The organism is Streptomyces sp. NPDC051684, assembly GCF_044453445.1.
Classification (GTDB): domain Bacteria; phylum Actinomycetota; class Actinomycetes; order Streptomycetales; family Streptomycetaceae; genus Streptomyces.
This window is the reverse complement of sequence record NZ_JBITCS010000035.1, coordinates 1-15,154: the sequence shown is the minus strand read 5'-3', so window position 1 is coordinate 15,154 and position 15,154 is coordinate 1. Positions and strand designations below refer to the sequence as shown.

The following is a 15,154-nucleotide window of genomic DNA, read 5'->3' as shown; positions in this document are numbered from 1 at the left end:
CGTCAAGCCCGGTTCGGCGAAATCAAGCCCCTGCGGCGCTCAAATTGCCGAACCGAGCTTGATAGGCCCGGAGGGCTTATGCGAAGACGACCGTACGTCGGCCGTTCAAAAGAATCCGCCGCTCGGCGTGCCACTTGACGGCCCGCGCCAGCGCCTGGCACTCGACGTCACGGCCGATCGCCACCAACTGGTCGGGCGTGACGTCATGCCCGACCCGCTCGACCTCCTGCTCGATGATCGGCCCCTCGTCGAGGTCGGCGGTCACGTAATGCGCGGTCGCCCCGATCAGCTTCACCCCACGCGCATGCGCCTGGTGGTACGGCTTCGCACCCTTGAAGCTCGGCAGGAACGAGTGGTGGATGTTGATGATCCGCCCGCTGAGCTGCTTGCACAGGTCGTCCGAGAGCACCTGCATGTACCGCGCGAGCACGACCAGTTCGACGCCCTCCGCCCGCACCAGATCGAGCACCTGCTGCTCGGCCTGCGCCTTCGTCTCCTTCGTCACCGGGATGTGGTGGAAGGGGATGTCGTAGGAGGCGACCAGCTCGGCGAAGTCCGTGTGGTTGGAGACGACCGCGGCGATGTCGACCGGCAGCGCGCCGATCCGCGCCCGGAAGAGCAGGTCGTTGAGGCAGTGGCCGAACTTGCTGACCATCAGGACGACCTTCATCCGGTCCGAGGCCCGGTGGATCTGCCAGTCCATCTGGAACGAGTCGCCGATCGCGGCGAAGCTGGCGCGCAGCTTCTCCACGGACACGGGGGCGTCCGCACTGAAGTGGACGCGCATGAAGAACAGACCTGTGTCGTGGTCGCCGAACTGCTGACTGTCCTCGATGTTGCAGCCGGTCATGAAGAGGTAGCTCGACACGGCGTGCACGATGCCCTGCTTGTCGGGGCAGGAGAGCGTGAGGACGTACTGCTCGGGACCGGTGGCGGCGGACTGCTCGTTCATGCGCCAAGCCTAATCGCCCGGCAGGCGCCCCTAGGCCGCCCGCGTCATGATCTGGAGCACCTCGAGGGTCTGCGGGACCGCGTCCGGGTCCTCGCCGTCGCTCGTGGCGAGCCTCACATGGGCGTCGCGGGCCGCGTGCACCGCGTCGGGCCAGCCCTCGTGGTTCAGATACGCGGCGACCGGGGCGTCGGGGCCCACCTGGTGCATGATCCGCAGCACCCGGAGCACGGCGGCGTCGACGAGCGCCGCCTCCTGCGAGTCCCGGAAGATCGTCCCGACGTATTTCTCGGCCGACCAGTTGTCCAGCCAGGTGTCCTCGACCAGGCGGTACACGGCGTCGGTCACATCTCCGTACCCGTCCACGCCCGCCTGCCAGACGTCCCGCTGGAACGACGGGTCGGAGAGCATGTGCAGCGCGGAACGCACGTTGCTGCGCCAGCGCCACCACGGCATGTCGTTGAGTGGCATGCCGCCCATCTTCGTGGAGCGACGGCCGCGACGGGAAGACTTGTCCGAGGTTTGCACGGTCATCGATCGTACGTCCCGGCCCCGCGGGCCCCGCACGACCCCCGCAATTCACCTCATCGTCACCATGCGTTGCCCGCGGATCACTCGACCGTTGGCGGTGCGGAGGAATCGTGCGGGCACATGACCGGCAGGCGCCCCAGCACCCGTATCCGCATCCCCCGAAGCCACGCGCGCACCGCAGCCGTGCTCCTGAGCGGCGCACTGGTCGCCGGGTGCGGGCTCGTCCCGGGCGGCGACGCCAAGGGCGCGGAGAAACAGCCGGTGACCGTCATGACCTGGGCGCCCGAGAAGACCAAGGCGACGAACATGCCGGGCATGCCCGCCATGGCCCGCGCCTACGCCCGCTGGATCAACGCCCACGGCGGCATCGGCGGCCGCCCCCTGAAGGTCCTCACCTGCAACGACCACAACGACAGCGTGGACGCCGCCCGCTGCGCCCGCTCCGCCGTCGAGCACAAGGCGGTCGCGGTCGTCGGCTCGTACAGCCAGTACTCGAACGCCTTCCTGCCGCTCCTTGAGTCCGCGGGCATCCCCTACATAGGCGGCTACGGCGCCACCGAGGCCGAGTTCACCAGCCCGCTGTCCTACCCGGTCAACGGCGGCCAGTCGGCCCTCCTCGCCGGGAACGGGCGCCAGCTGTCCGAGGACTGCGCCCGCACCGTCCTGATCCGCCCCGACTCCATCGCGGGCGACCAGCTCGCCCCCCTGCTCAACGCCGGCCTCGCCCTGCACGACCGGCCCGCCGCCGTCGACGTGCTCGCCGCCGACGACGCCACCGACTACGCGGACCGGGCCCGCCGCGCGCTCGACACCGCGAGCCGGGCGCCGCAGGGCGAGGGATGCGTCGCGGCGGTGCTCGGGGAGCGCACGAACACGTTCTTCGACTCGTTCCGGCGGTTGCGCGACGACTACCCCTCGGTGCGCACCGCCACCGTCCTCGGCAGCGTCGACCAGACCGCCGTCGACCGCACCGGCGGCCCGAAGAGCCCGTACGAGGGGGCGTACGTCACCAGCTGGTACCCGGCGTCCGGCGACGCGCGCTGGGCCCCCATGAAGCGGGCGATCAACGAGCAGGCCTTCGGCGACAACCGGATCGACCCGGCGGACGCGGGCGTGCAGACCACCTGGATCGCGTACGAGGTGCTGCGGCAGGTCGTCGAGTCGGTCGGCGACGGCGCGGTCACCGCACACACCGTGCGCACCGCCCTCGACGACGACCTGAAGGTGACGACGGGCGGGCTCACGCCGCCGCTGCGCTGGGGCTACGACCACATGTCGACCGTCGGCGACTTCCCGCGCCTGGTCAACGCGCGGGTGACCTTCCAGAAGGTGGTCTCCGGGCGGCTCAAGGCGACCCGGAAGACCTCGGTGGACGTGACGGACACGCTCGCCAGGCTGCCCTGACCGCCACGTCCCCGAAGGGGGCCGTCAGAGCTGGACTGCCGAACGCTGGGTCAGCCCGTACTTGCTCGCGATCTGGTTCCACAGCTTCGCGGCCTGCTGCTTCTGCGTGGACGCCGTACCGCTCGCCGCGTCGCCGGCCCTGCGCTCCGACGTCGGCCTGGCGTGCCCCTTCTTGCAGAGCGCCTTCTTCTTCGCGGCGACCTGGTCGCCCCACTTCGCGTAGTGGCTGTCCGCGGACGCGGAGGCCTTCCACGCGCTGGTGAGCGCGGCGGTCAGGCGCGCGTGCTCGGGCAGCTCGTCCACCTGAAGCGAGCCGAGGCGCGTCACCAGGTCGTTGCGCTGGTTCGCCGCGCCGCGCAGGTCCTTCGAGGCCTGCGGAAGCTCCTTGCAGCCGCCGATGTTCCCGACCGAACGCACCACGGCGGAACGGCTGTTGTTGGAGTCGCCGAGCAGCTTGTCGAGCTCGACGGCCTGCGCCTTGGCCGGGTCGACGGACGGCGAGGGCGACTCGGACGCGGGCGCCGAGCCCGACACGTTCTTCGTCGCGTCCGTCTTCTTGTCGTCGTCGCCACCGCTGAGCATGGCGCCCGCGCCGACGCCCACGACGAGGATCGCCACACCGATCGCGGCGATCAGCGGCACCTTGGACCCGGTGCGGGTCTTGCCGCCGCGCGGGGGCTCGGGCTCGTACCCGTACTGCTGCGGGGGCGGCGTCATGCCCGGGCCGCCGGGCCCGGGAGGCGCCGTCTGCGGGTCGAAGCGCGGCATCTGCTGGGTCGCCCCGCCGCCGCCCTCCGGCTCCGTACGGAACAGGGCGTCGAACTCGGCCGGCGGCTGCCGCTCACCGGGCGCCCCGGGACGTACGCCGTAGCCCTGGTCCTGCGGGGGCATCGCCTGGCCCGGCATCGGCTGGCCGGGGACCGGCGGAATGTACTGCGTGGCCTCGCTGTCGGAGCCCCCGTGGCCGGGCGGCGCCGCGTCGGGCATCGGCTGCGCGCGCCCCAGGAACTGCGTGGCGTCCGGGGCGGGTGCCTCCGGCGGCAGACCGGGGCCGGCCGCGTGCTGGGCGGCCTGCTGGGCGGTCGGGGGTATGTACTGCGTGGCGTCCCCGTCGTAGACGCCGGGCGCGGGTCCCGCGGGAGCGGCGGGCGGCAGCGGCCCGGCCTCCGCGTACTGCTGCGGCAGCGCCTGCGCGGACGGCTGCTGGGGCAGTGCGGCGCCGTACGACTGGGGCGGCAGCGCCCCGGGGTCCTGCGGCGGCGCGGGCGGCATCGGCGCGGAGCCCTGCGGCTGACCCCACTCGTACGTGGGCATGGACCCGTCGTAGGTCGGCATCGGCCCGGCGTTGTGCGCCTGCTGGGACTCGGGCCCCCAGGGCTGCCCCCACGGGCTCGCGCCCGCGGGACCCGCCTGGTCGCCGTACGTGCCCGGCAACAGGGGCTCACCGCCGTCGGCGGGCAGCACGACACCTTCGTGCGTCTGCCGCGCCTGCGGAAGGTGCGGGCTGCCGCCCTGCCCACTCTGCCCGCTCTGCTCCGTCACCGTAAGACTCCTACGTAGGGGGTCGGAATCGTCGGCTCACGCTACCGGGTCTTCGTACGCCCTTGCTACGCACCTCAAATCCCGAAAGCCTCCCCAGTGACGCGACTAACAAAACCGGCTGCCGGCTTGCCCGTTATGACACGGCTCACGCCGCCTGGAGCTCCATGCGCGCCCCGAACTCCCGCACCACGGGCTCCTCCCGGAACGGATCGAGGCGTTCCCTGAGGTCGTCCAGATACTCCGCGCCCCGGTTCGAACGCACCGTGCCGAGCAGTTCGACGGCCCGAAGTCCCGTGTGACAGGCCTGCTCCACCTCGCGCTGCTGCACCTGCGCCGTGGCGAGCAGCACGAGACCGATCGCGCGACGGCGGGCCCGCGACTCCGGATGCCCGTCCAACGACTCCTGCGCGCACCGCGCCGCGTCCCTGGCCTGCCCCAAGTCGCGGTGGCAGTGCGCCAGTTCGTCCGCCAGATAGGCGTGGTCGAAGTGGGCGATCCACACCGGGTCGTCCCCGGAGCCGGTCCGCCCCTCGGCCTGCTCCATGGCGGCGACCGCGCGCGAGGAGGAGGACTGCGCGGACCGCGCGTCCCCGAGGAGCGCGTGGCCGCGCGCTTCGGCGGCGTGGAACATCGCCTCAGCGCGCGGCGTGACACGCCCGCGCGCCCCCTCCTGAGCCGCGCGGGCGAGCTGGGAGATCTCGCGCGGGTTGCCGAGCTGCGCCGCCAGGTGACTCATGGACGCGGCCAGTACGTACCCGCCGTAGCCACGGTCACCGGCCGCCTGCGCGAGGCGCAGCGCCTGGATGTAGTACCGCTGGGCGAGCCCCGGCTGCCCGGTGTCGATCGCCATGTACCCGGCGAGCTCCGTCAACCGCGCGACGGCGGAGAACAGTTCGCGCCCCACCGCCTCCCGGTACGAGCCCGCCAGCAGACCGCTCACCACACTGTTCAGGTAGTGCACGACCACGGGACGGACATGCCCGCTCCCGTACTGGTGGTCGAGGTCGGTCAGCGCCTGCGTCATCGCCCGCACCGCCGCCACGTCCGAGGGCCCGACCCGCGGCCCCGCCGTCCGCGCCACCTGCGAGTCCGGCACGGAGATCAGCCAGTCCCGGCTCGGCTCGACGAGCGCCGACGACGCGACGGACGAACCGGAGAGGAAGTCCCTGCGCCCCACGTCGCTGCGCCACAGCTCGCAGACCTGCTCGATCGCGCCGAGCACGGTGGGCGAGAACTGGAGCCCGACACCGGAGGCGAGGTTCTTCCCGTTTGCCATCCCGATCTCGTCGATGGTCACCGTGCGTCCGAGCTTGCGGCCCAGCGCCTCCGCGATGATCCCCGGCGCCCGGCCGCGCGGCTGCTGCCCGCGCAGCCAGCGCGCCACGGACGTCTTGTCGTAGCGCAGATCGAGCGCGTGCTCCGCTCCGCACATGTTGACCCGGCGTGCGAGCCCCGCGTTCGAACAGCCCGCTTCCTGGATGAGTGCCTGCAACCGTTCATTGGGCTGTCGCGCGACGAGCGGCCGTGCGGCCATGGCGTACCCCCTGCTGTGCCCGTCCGGGTGTCCGACTGCCGGTCAACAGCCGGTCGTTGGATCATCACTGCCCTGGGTGGAAACGGAAGATGCACCACAAACGGGTGGCAACCACCCGCCCGCCTGACGTCACCGAGCAGCGTTGTCGTTCACGTCGCCGTTGTCGTTATCTCCCCGCACTACCCACGACCCGGGGCCTCCTCGCCCGCGCGCCCCCACCCATGCACCCATGCGCCCCACATGCGGGAACGATGCCCCCACCCCGCCCGCACGTGCGCCCGTAACCCTCCGTGGCGGCGGGAGTTGAGAACGACGTGGAAGAGACCATCGCAGGCACCTCGGACGTCAGCCCACCCGTCACCGCCGCCGGGCAGATCCCGCAGCAGCGCGGCGACTCGCTCCTGGACACCGCCGTCCGCTACGCGGAGGAGCGGCACTGGGACGTGTTCCCCGGCACCTGGCTGGAGATCGGCGACGGCATCCAGCGCTGCTCGTGCGGCTCCCCCCAGTGCCCCGCACCCGGCGCGCACCCCGCCCGCCCCGACTGGGCGAACCAGGCGACCGGCAGCGCGACCGTGGCCCGCCGCCTGTGGTCGAAGCAGCCGAACGCGTCGATCCTCCTCCCCACGGGCCGCACCTTCGACGCGATCGACGTGCCGGAGACCGCGGGCTTCCTCGCCCTCGCCCGCATGGAGCGGATGGAACTCACCCTCGGCCCCGTGACCTGCACCCCCGACCGCCGCATGCAGTTCTTCGTCCTCCCCGGCGCGACCGTCAAGGTCCCCGACCTCGTCCGCAAGCTCGGCTGGCCCCCGGCCTCCCTCGACCTGCTCGCGCTCGGCGAGGGCCAGTACGTCGCCGCTCCCCCGACCCGCTTCGGCAGCCGCGGCGCCGCCCAGTGGGCCTGCCGCCCCACCGCAGCGAACCGCTGGCTCCCGGACGCCGAGGAGCTCATCTCCCCACTGGCGTACGCGTGCGGGCGCGAGGGCCGACGCGGCTGACACGCGGCCTCCCTGTGGCCCGCCCCCGGGCGACGTATCGTGCCCGGACGGACGAAGACGACGAAGGGCGGGCACAGTTGACCTCGGCCGAGGAAACCGCAGCCGTACGCGTACACGACCTATGGAAGTCGTTCGGTCAGCAGACCGCCGTGGCCGGCATCGAACTCGCGCTCCCCGCGGGCCGGTTCATCGGCCTCGTCGGCCCGAACGGCGCGGGCAAGACCACCACGCTCTCCATGGTCACCGGCCTGCTCCGCCCCGACCAGGGCACCGTGCACGTCGCGGGCCACGACGTCTGGGCCGACCCCGCCGAGGTCAAGGCCCGCATCGGCGTCCTCCCCGAGGGCCTGCGCCTCTTCGAACGCCTCTCGGGCCACGAACTCCTCGCCTACACCGGCAGATTGCGCGGCCTGCCCGGCGCGGAGGTCGACAAACGCGCCGCCCAGCTCCTCGACGTACTGGACCTCGCCGGGGCCGCCAACAAGCTCGTCGTCGACTACTCGACCGGCATGCGCAAGAAGATCGGCCTCGCCGCGGCCCTCCTCCACAACCCCGAAGTCCTCTTCCTGGACGAACCGTTCGAGGGCGTCGACCCCGTCTCGGCCCAGACCATCCGCGGCGTCCTGGAGCGCTACACGCACTCCGGCGCGACGGTCGTCTTCTCCTCCCACGTCATGGAACTCGTCGAGTCCCTCTGCGACTGGGTCGCGGTCATGGCGGCGGGCCGCATCCGCGCACAGGGCCCTCTGGCGGAGGTGCGCGGCGAGTCGAACTCCTTGCAGGAGGCGTTCCTGCAACTGGTGGGGGCAACCGAGCGTTCAAGAGACGACGCTCTCGACTGGCTGGGAAACATCCAAGCCCCGCCGGCGATTGAGGCGCGGGGTCCGGGGCAGAGCCCCGAGACGTCAACGCCGCCGCAGCGCAACAAGCGGACCCGCCCGTGACCGGCGTACTGGTCCAGCTCAAGCTCGCGCTGCTGCGCAACGGCCTCCGCCAATCCGCCGGCCGCCGCGCCGCCTACATCGCCTCACTCCTCGCGGCAGCCCTCGTCGCCGCACTCCAACTCCTCGGCCTGATCCTCCTGCACGGCAACGCCCACGCCGCGACGATCGGCATCCCCCTCACCATCCTCCTCGCCCTCGGCTGGGCGGTCCTCCCGCTCTTCTTCCCCAGCGGCGACGAGACCCTCGACCCCACCCGCCTCGCGATGCTCCCGCTGCGCCCCGACCCGCTGGTCCGCGGACTGCTCGTGGCGTCACTCGTCGGCATCGGCCCGCTCTTCACCCTCTGCCTCGCGTTCGGCGCGGCGTACGCGGTGGCGCACGGTGCGGCGGCCACGCTCGTCGCGGTGCTCGCGGTGCCGCTCACCGTCCTCACCTGCGTGGCCCTCGCCCGGACCGTGGCGGCGGCCAACATCCGCCTGCTCACCAGCCGCAAGGGCCGCGACCTCGCCGTCCTGAGCGGACTCGTCATTGCGGTCGGCGCGCAGCTCGTGAACTTCGGGGTGCAGCGGCTCGGCGCGGCGGGCGGAGTGGACGCGCTCGACCCGGTCGCGAAGGTCCTGGGCTGGATCCCGCCGGCCTCGGCGATCGCGGCGGTCGACGCGACGAGCAGGGGCTCCTACGGAACGGCACTCGCCCAACTCGCCCTCTGCGCAGTGGCCCTCCTCGCGCTCCTGACGCTCTGGCGGCGCGCCCTGACCCGCCTGATGACCGCGCCGGACGGCTCCACCATCGAGGCGGCGACCCCGGGGCGCCGCCGCACCACCACCCGGCGCCGCCTCCTCCCGGAGGGCCGCACAGGAACGGTCATGGAGCGCAGCCTGCGCTACGTGTGGCGCGATCCGAAGACCAAGGCCGCCTGGATCACGTCCCTGGCGATCGGCCTGATCGTGCCCGTCTTCAACGCCCTCCAGGGCACCGGAACCGTCTACTTCGCGTGCTTCGCCTCCGGGATGCTCGGCATCCAGATGTACAACCAGTTCGGCCAGGACACCTCGGCGTTCTGGATGGTGGCGATGACGATCGCGTCGCCGCGCGACGCCTACGCCGAACTACGCGCGCGTGCACTGGCCCTCATCCTGATCACCCTCCCGTACGCCACGCTCGTCACCATCGTCACGACGGCCATGCTCAACGCCTGGCCGGCCCTCCCCGAAGTCCTCGGCCTCTCCTACGCCCTGCTCGGCGCGATGCTCGCGACCGGCGCGTGGACCTCGGCCCGCTTCCCGTACTCGATCCCGCAGGAGGGCTACAAGAACGTGGCACCGGGTCAGGCGGGCCTGGCGTGGATCTCCATCTTCGGCGGCATGGTCGCGGCGGCCCTCCTGTGCGCCCCGGTCCTGGCGCTCGCGATCGCCCTGCACGCGACGGGCGCGGCCTCCTGGAGCTGGCTCCTGCTGCCCGTCGGCGCGGCGTACGGGGCGGCGGCGACACTCCTCGGCCTGCGCCTGGCGGCCCCGCGCACGGCGAACCGGCTGCCGGAGATCCTGCTGGCGGTGAGCAAGGGCTGAGGGCCCCGGGGGCCCTGGAAACGCAGACGACCCGCGAGCCTGGGTTCCTCCCGTACGAGACGGTCGGAAGCCGGCCGGACGTACCGGCGGCTCGCGGGTCGGGTGACTGCTTGGGATTGGGCCGGCTGCACGCACATATCGCGCGCTGGTCCGGCGCCGAATTCGAAATGCGACGTCGGGCCGCTAGCCCGCAGTCACCTCACGCGTCCGGGATTCATACATCTGCCGAACCACCTCCCTTCGATGTGTCTCCCACCTTAGGAAGGTCCCCGGCGCGCTTCAACCGGTTTTACGCGGCCTTGGGAGAGCCCGGTGTCAGGCCCCCGCCGTCCCGTCGATCGCCTCGCGGAGCAGGTCCGCGTGGCCGTTGTGGCGGGCGTACTCCTCGATCAGGTGGGTCAGGATCCAGCGCAGGGAGACCTTGGGGTCGCCGGTGAAGGCGGCTTCCGCCGGGGAGAGCGTGCCGGTGACGTCCAAGGGCGCGGTCGCCGTGAGCTCGCGGGAGCGGGCGACCTCCGTGCGCCACTGGGCCAGGGCGTCGGACAGGGTGCGGTCCGCGGTGAGCGTGAAGGCGTTCGGGCCCCCTGTTTCGTACACCGGCGGGGTGTCGTGGGCGCCCGCGAAGACGCGCTGGAACCAGTTGCGTTCGACCTCCGCCAGGTGCTGGACCAGGCCGAGGAGGGTGAGCGACGACGAGGGGACCGCACGCGCGCGTGCCTGCGCGTCCGTCAGGTCCGCGCACTTGATGGCCAGTGTTTCGCGGTGGAAGTCCAACCATCCTTCGAGGGTGGCGCGTTCGTCGGTGGCCGGAGGTGGAACGGGGCGGCCGTCGGGCAGTGTCGTCATACGTGCATGGTGGTTGTATGTGCTCTTCCGTTTCTCCGAACTTGCGTGAAGTCCGTGTGGGATGCGTCACGTTCGAGTTGAATGATCTGGAGCGGTACGAGGAATTCGTCGCGCCGACACAGCCTGCAGGGGGTTCCAGGTGAGTGCTTCCCGGCGTAGTGGGACCACTGATGCGCTCGGGCCCGAGGAGCCGGAGCCGGACGGGGCCGATCTGCTGGCCGCGTTGTTGGACGGCATGGACGCCGCGTTGTGCGCCTTCGACGCCGATGGGGTCGTGACCCATTGGAACCGGGAGGCCGAGCGGGTGCTCGGCTGGTCGGCCGAGGAGGCCGTGGGGCGGCACGGGTTCGCGGGATGGGCCGTGCGCTCCGCGGACGCGGAGGAGGTGCAGGGCAGGCTGCTGGCCTCGATGCACGCTCCGGGGCGGCAGGTGAACGAGTTCGCGCTGCTCACCAAGGAGGGCGGCCGGGTGCTCGTGCGCACGCAGTCCGCCGCCGTGCGGGGCCCCGACGGGAAGCCCGCCGGGGTGTACTGCGCCTTCAGCGAGGTGCACGCGCAGATCGACCTGGAGCGGTCCATCGCGCTGAGCGAGGCGCTGTTCGAGGACGCCGCGTGGGGTGTCGTGCTGGTCGACGCGGATCTGCGCCCCGCCGTGATGAACGGGCATGCCGCGCGGGCGATGGGAACCGGGCGCACCGCCGCGCTGGGCCGGCCGCTCGGGGATCTCGTCGGACAGGGCGTGGAGGAGCTGGAGAGCGCGCTCGCCCATGTGCTCGCCGAGGGTGCGCCGCCGTCCCCGACGGAGGTGTGGGTGACGCTGCGGCGGCCCGGCGAGGGCGCTGGGCGCACGGAGCGCCGGTGCTGGCGCAGCGGCTTCGTGCGGCTCGCGTCGCCGCTCGCCGAGGAGCCGGTGCCGCTGGGCGTCGGGTGGCTGTTCCAGGACGTGACCGAGGCCAAGCAGAACGAGCAGGAGGCCGCGCAGCTGCGCTTCCGGTCGCAGCAGTTGCACCGCGCGGCGCGGGCCGCCGCCGAGTGCGAGAACCCGGCCGAGGCGGCGACGGTGCATCTGGACTTCGCGCTCGCCGGGTTCGCCGACCACGCGGTGATCGACCTGGTGGCGAGCGAGGAGCCGCTGCGGCTCGTGCGGGCCGCGGCCACGCCGTCCGGTGCGCCGGGGCCGAGCCTGCTGGTGTCGCGGGGTGCGCTGCCGGTGCGGTACGCGGCGGGGCATCCGGCGTTGCAGTGCGTGGAGCGGGCGGGGTCGGTGCGGGCCGCCGCGGAGAGGGGCGTGGTCCGCGGGGACTGGGCCCTGGAGCGGCAGTGGCCGGAGGGCACGGTGTACGCGTTGTGCGCGGCGCTGCGCAGCCGGGGCCGTGCGGTCGGCGTGGTGACGTTCCTGCGGAGTGCCAGCAGGGTCGGGTTCGAGCGCGGGGACGCCGTGTACGCGGAGAGCGTGGCGGTGCGGATCGCGGGCGCGGTGGATCTGGCGTGGGCGCTGGCGGGTGACGAGCGGTAGGGCCTGGCGTTCGGATCGGGCCCTGGGGCTCTGCCCGGCGGGTCAGCGCCGGTAGTAGATCCGGTCCCCGTACTCCTCGAAGACCCGCGCGTTCCACTCCAGGCCGCCGTCGACGTTCCCGGAGCGCAGCAGCGGGGGCTGGATGCCCCGGTCGGCCAGGGTCGCGGCGCAGGTCGCGAGGGTCGCCTGCATGAGGGCGCTGGTGGTGACCGTGGAGGCGGGCGCGAAGGGGGTGTCGACGCCCTCGTGGGTGAGCTCGGCGTCGCCGATCGCGATCTTGGAGTCGAGGACGACGTCGCAGTGGTCGCGCAGGTAGCTGCCGGAGACGTGGCGGGAGGTGGGGGCGTCGGGCCCGGTCGCGTACGACAGGGAGGTGACGCCGATGACCTTGATGCCCGCGGCGCGGGCGCTGAGGGCCATCTCCACGGGGAGCGCGTTGCGCCCGGACAGGGAGATGATGATCAGCGCGTCGCCGGCCCGCGCGGGGCTGGCGTCGAGGACCGCCGCCGCGAGCCCGTCGACCCGTTCGAGGGCGGAGCCGAGCGTCGCGGGCATGACGTCGATGCCGACGGTGCCGGGGACCGACAGCAGGTTCATGAGGGCGAGGCCGCCCGCCCGGTAGACGACGTCCTGCGCGGCGAGCCCGGAGTGGCCGGCGCCGAAGGCGAAGAGCCGGCCGCCGTCGGCGACGGTGTCGGCGAGGAGGGTGCCGGCGGCCGCGATGTTGTCGGCCTCCTCGTCACGGATCCTCGTGAGGAGCCCGATGGAGGCGTCGAGGTACTGCGCGGCCGGCCTGCTCTCGCTCATCGGTATGCCCCTTGGGTCCTGGTGAGAAGGGTCGGATCTCGGTGGTGCGTGGCGCGTTCGCCGATCACGGTGCGGTCTGGACCAGTGCTCTGTCAATACGGTTCCCGGCCCCTCCTGGCCCGTCGTTTCCCTGGCGCGTCACGGTTGTCAGCGGTATGCGTCAGAATTGAGTTCTGGGTTCCAGGGCCGGCGCACACGCGGCGCGGCCAGCCAGCGGAGCTGTCGCGAAGCTAGAGAGCTACACGAGGGGCACGTATGTCCGGACTGATCGACACCACGGAGATGTACCTCCGCACCATCCTCGAGCTGGAGGAGGAAGGTGTGGTCCCCATGCGCGCCCGGATCGCCGAGCGGCTCGACCAGAGCGGGCCGACGGTGAGCCAGACGGTGGCCCGCATGGAGCGGGACGGCCTGGTCGCCGTGGCCGCCGACCGGCACCTGGAGCTGACCGACGAGGGCCGGCGCCTCGCGACGCGCGTGATGCGCAAGCACCGGCTCGCGGAGTGTCTGCTCGTCGACGTGATCGGCCTGGAGTGGGAGCAGGTGCACGCGGAGGCCTGCCGTTGGGAGCACGTGATGAGCGAGGCGGTCGAGCGCCGCGTCCTCGAGCTGCTCCGCCACCCGACGGAGTCGCCGTACGGGAACCCGATCCCGGGCCTGGAGGAGCTGGGCGAGAAGGACGGGGCGAACCCGTTCCTGGACGAGGGGATGGTCTCGCTGTCCGACCTCGACCCGGGGGCCGACGGCAAGACGGTCGTGGTGCGCCGCATCGGCGAGCCGATCCAGACGGACGCGCAGCTCATGTACACGCTGCGGCGTGCGGGTGTGCAGCCCGGTTCGGTGGTCAGCGTGACGCAGTCGCCGGGCGGGGTGCTCGTCGGCAGCAGCGGTGAGGCGGCGGAGCTGGAGGCGGAGATCGCCTCGCACGTCTTCGTGGCGAAACGCTGAGCCGAGCGGCCGCCTGCGGGCCGGGCGTCAACTTCCGTGCCGTGCGGGTAAGTTGACTTGTATCCGCACATGCTGCACTTCCGCGCAGAAAACAAGATTCACTGTGCGGAACCGCAGCGATCGGACGCTCGGCGTGCAAGGCTGTCGCGTGAGGCATATGACCAGAGGGGGCCGCATGGACCGGCCGATCGGGGCGCGACGAGCCTGGGGGGCACGGGGTGCACCGGAGGCGGCGTCGAACGCCGCACCACAGACAGAGGGCCCCGGCGCCTTGCGGCGCCGGGGCCTGTCCTCCCCTGTTCCGACCCGGAGCCCCGAGCTCCCAGGGTCGATCCCCTCGGACCGATTTCCCCGAGCGGTCCGCCTCCCGCTGAAGAGATCCCCTCGACAGCGCCGGTCATTCCTTGAGTTCTGTCACTCAAATGAGGGGTGTTGTCCGAGAGCGGCGCGCTTTCGAAAACAGGTTCGATAGCGTGCGCGGGTACGCGACTGCAGGCGCGACCACGAGGGGGTGCCAGGGCCTATGGCACGGCGCATCGACGTGACCGGAACGGGCGGGATCCACCTGGCCGCCTGGGAATTCGCCGACCCGCCCAAGTCGGGCGAGGTCGGCCACAACCCCGGAGTCCTGCTGCTGCACGGACTCATGGGGCGGGCGTCCCACTGGGCGGGCACGACCCGATGGCTGGCCGAGCGGCACCGCGCGGTCGCCCTCGACCAGCGCGGGCACGGGCAGAGCGACAAGCCGCCGCAGGGCCCGTTCGACCGGGAGGCGTACGTCCTGGACGCGGAGGCGGCGCTCGTCCAGCTGGGGCTCGAACCGGCCGTTCTCATCGGGCACTCCATGGGAGCGCTCACGGCGTGGCAGCTCGCCGCCCGCCGGCCCGATCTCGTCCGCGGCCTGATCATCTGCGACATGCGGGCCTCCGCGCTCGGGGCCGCCTCCCAGCGGGAGTGGGAGGACTGGTTCAAGGCGTGGCCGCTGCCGTTCGCGACGCTCGCGGACGTACGGAAGTGGTTCGGGGAGGACGATCCCTGGGTCGAGCGGCCCAACCCCGCGCGCGGGGAGTTCTACGCCGAGGTGATGACGGAGACGGCGGACGGCTGGCGGCCGGTGTTCTCGCGCCGCCAGATGCTCGAGGCGCGCTCCACGTGGGTCTACGACGCGCACTGGGAGGAGCTGGCGGCGGTCCAGTGCCCGGCGCTGGTGCTGCGCGGGCTGGACGGGGAGTTGGGGCGGGCGGAGGCGCAGGAGATGGTGCGGGTCCTTCCCAGGGGGGTGTACGGGGAGGTGGCCGACGCCGGGCATCTCGTGCACTACGACCAGCCGGAGGCGTGGCGTGCCGCGGTTGAGCCGTTCCTTGACGAGGTCTTGACCCGTTCGAGCCCCCGCGGCGATTGAGCGGCGGGGCCCGGGGCGGAGCCGGGGTTGGCGTCTCGGGGGGCCGCCCCCGGCCCCCCGCCCCCAAACCCCGCGGGGGGGGGTTTGGCCCCCCCCCCCGGGCGGGCGGGAGAATCGGGGTCGTGGGCCGGGGCGCAGGCGGTGCACCAGGCACGCGGTCGG

13 protein-coding genes are annotated in these 15,154 nt (G+C 72.4%); 7 read left to right on the top strand and 6 right to left on the bottom strand.

Annotation, left to right across the window (positions count from 1 at the left end; all coding sequences use genetic code 11):
• Positions 1-76: 76 nt before the first annotated feature.
• Both purU and ACIA8D_RS32610 read right to left on the bottom strand, forming a co-directional pair.
• Positions 77-952 (bottom strand): formyltetrahydrofolate deformylase, encoded by an 876-nt coding sequence (gene purU, locus ACIA8D_RS32615; RefSeq protein WP_399237788.1) that lies wholly within the window; start codon positions 950-952, stop codon positions 77-79.
• 30 nt (positions 953-982) lie between these two features.
• A complete protein-coding gene (locus ACIA8D_RS32610; protein WP_399237787.1) occupies positions 983-1,483 on the bottom strand; it encodes a hypothetical protein in 501 nt (166 codons plus the stop codon).
• Positions 1,484-1,600: 117 nt separating this feature from the next.
• Here ACIA8D_RS32610 and ACIA8D_RS32605 point away from each other — a divergent pair, with 117 nt between their 5' ends.
• The gene (locus tag ACIA8D_RS32605) at positions 1,601-2,884 is read left to right on the top strand and encodes an ABC transporter substrate-binding protein (protein WP_399237785.1); all 1,284 of its coding nucleotides are present in this window, start codon (positions 1,601-1,603) and stop codon (positions 2,882-2,884) included.
• 24 nt (positions 2,885-2,908) lie between these two features.
• Here ACIA8D_RS32605 and ACIA8D_RS32600 read toward each other — a convergent pair whose 3' ends face one another.
• Positions 2,909-4,348 carry a hypothetical protein gene (locus ACIA8D_RS32600; RefSeq protein WP_399237862.1) on the bottom strand — a complete coding sequence of 480 codons (1,440 nt, stop codon included), beginning with the start codon at positions 4,346-4,348 and terminating at the stop codon, positions 2,909-2,911.
• 223 nt (positions 4,349-4,571) lie between these two features.
• Complete coding sequence (locus ACIA8D_RS32595) at positions 4,572-5,960, bottom strand: transcriptional regulator (RefSeq protein ID WP_399237784.1); 1,389 nt, start codon at positions 5,958-5,960, stop codon at positions 4,572-4,574.
• Positions 5,961-6,274: 314 nt separating this feature from the next.
• Between ACIA8D_RS32595 and ACIA8D_RS32590 the strand changes: the two genes are divergently transcribed.
• From ACIA8D_RS32590 to ACIA8D_RS32580, 3 genes are all read left to right on the top strand, one after another.
• Positions 6,275-6,961: a bifunctional DNA primase/polymerase gene (locus ACIA8D_RS32590; RefSeq protein ID WP_399237782.1), complete on the top strand. Its 687-nt coding sequence runs from the start codon at positions 6,275-6,277 to the stop codon at positions 6,959-6,961.
• A 77-nt stretch (positions 6,962-7,038) separates the two neighbouring features.
• Positions 7,039-7,905 (top strand): ABC transporter ATP-binding protein, encoded by an 867-nt coding sequence (locus tag ACIA8D_RS32585; RefSeq protein ID WP_399237781.1) that lies wholly within the window; start codon positions 7,039-7,041, stop codon positions 7,903-7,905.
• Entirely contained in the window at positions 7,902-9,473 is a 1,572-nt protein-coding gene (locus tag ACIA8D_RS32580; protein WP_399237780.1) for a transporter, read from the top strand. Before ACIA8D_RS32585 ends, ACIA8D_RS32580 begins: the two co-directional genes overlap by 4 nt.
• Positions 9,474-9,788: 315 nt before the next feature.
• On the opposite strand, the gene ACIA8D_RS32575 is transcribed toward ACIA8D_RS32580, so the two are convergent.
• Complete coding sequence (locus ACIA8D_RS32575; RefSeq protein ID WP_399237779.1) at positions 9,789-10,319, bottom strand: DinB family protein; 531 nt, start codon at positions 10,317-10,319, stop codon at positions 9,789-9,791.
• Positions 10,320-10,458: 139 nt separating this feature from the next.
• On the opposite strand from ACIA8D_RS32575, the gene ACIA8D_RS32570 reads away from it, so the two are divergent.
• Positions 10,459-11,835, top strand: a complete 1,377-nt coding sequence (locus ACIA8D_RS32570; protein WP_399237778.1) for a PAS domain-containing protein — start codon at positions 10,459-10,461, stop codon at positions 11,833-11,835.
• A gap of 42 nt (positions 11,836-11,877) precedes the next feature.
• Here ACIA8D_RS32570 and ACIA8D_RS32565 read toward each other — a convergent pair whose 3' ends face one another.
• Positions 11,878-12,642 carry an SIS domain-containing protein gene (locus ACIA8D_RS32565; RefSeq protein WP_399237777.1) on the bottom strand — a complete coding sequence of 255 codons (765 nt, stop codon included), beginning with the start codon at positions 12,640-12,642 and terminating at the stop codon, positions 11,878-11,880.
• 255 nt (positions 12,643-12,897) lie between these two features.
• Here ACIA8D_RS32565 and ACIA8D_RS32560 point away from each other — a divergent pair, with 255 nt between their 5' ends.
• Together ACIA8D_RS32560 and ACIA8D_RS32555 are read left to right on the top strand one after the other, a co-directional pair.
• Positions 12,898-13,590, top strand: a complete 693-nt coding sequence (locus ACIA8D_RS32560) for a metal-dependent transcriptional regulator (RefSeq protein WP_327662146.1) — start codon at positions 12,898-12,900, stop codon at positions 13,588-13,590.
• A gap of 523 nt (positions 13,591-14,113) precedes the next feature.
• Positions 14,114-14,992, top strand: coding sequence for an alpha/beta fold hydrolase (locus ACIA8D_RS32555; protein ID WP_399237775.1), 879 nt, complete (start codon positions 14,114-14,116; stop codon positions 14,990-14,992).
• The last annotated feature ends 162 nt before the right edge of the window (positions 14,993-15,154 follow it).

Coding starts and splice junctions, on each gene's coding strand:
- ACIA8D_RS32555 (WP_399237775.1), top strand. CDS start 14,114: ATGGCACGGCGCATCGACGTGACCGGAACGGGCGGGATCCACCTGGCC.
- ACIA8D_RS32560 (WP_327662146.1), top strand. CDS start 12,898: ATGTCCGGACTGATCGACACCACGGAGATGTACCTCCGCACCATCCTC.
- ACIA8D_RS32605 (WP_399237785.1), top strand. CDS start 1,601: ATGACCGGCAGGCGCCCCAGCACCCGTATCCGCATCCCCCGAAGCCAC.
- ACIA8D_RS32565 (WP_399237777.1), bottom strand. CDS start 12,642: ATGAGCGAGAGCAGGCCGGCCGCGCAGTACCTCGACGCCTCCATCGGG.
- purU (WP_399237788.1), bottom strand. CDS start 952: ATGAACGAGCAGTCCGCCGCCACCGGTCCCGAGCAGTACGTCCTCACG.
- ACIA8D_RS32610 (WP_399237787.1), bottom strand. CDS start 1,483: ATGACCGTGCAAACCTCGGACAAGTCTTCCCGTCGCGGCCGTCGCTCC.
- ACIA8D_RS32595 (WP_399237784.1), bottom strand. CDS start 5,960: ATGGCCGCACGGCCGCTCGTCGCGCGACAGCCCAATGAACGGTTGCAG.
- ACIA8D_RS32575 (WP_399237779.1), bottom strand. CDS start 10,319: ATGACGACACTGCCCGACGGCCGCCCCGTTCCACCTCCGGCCACCGAC.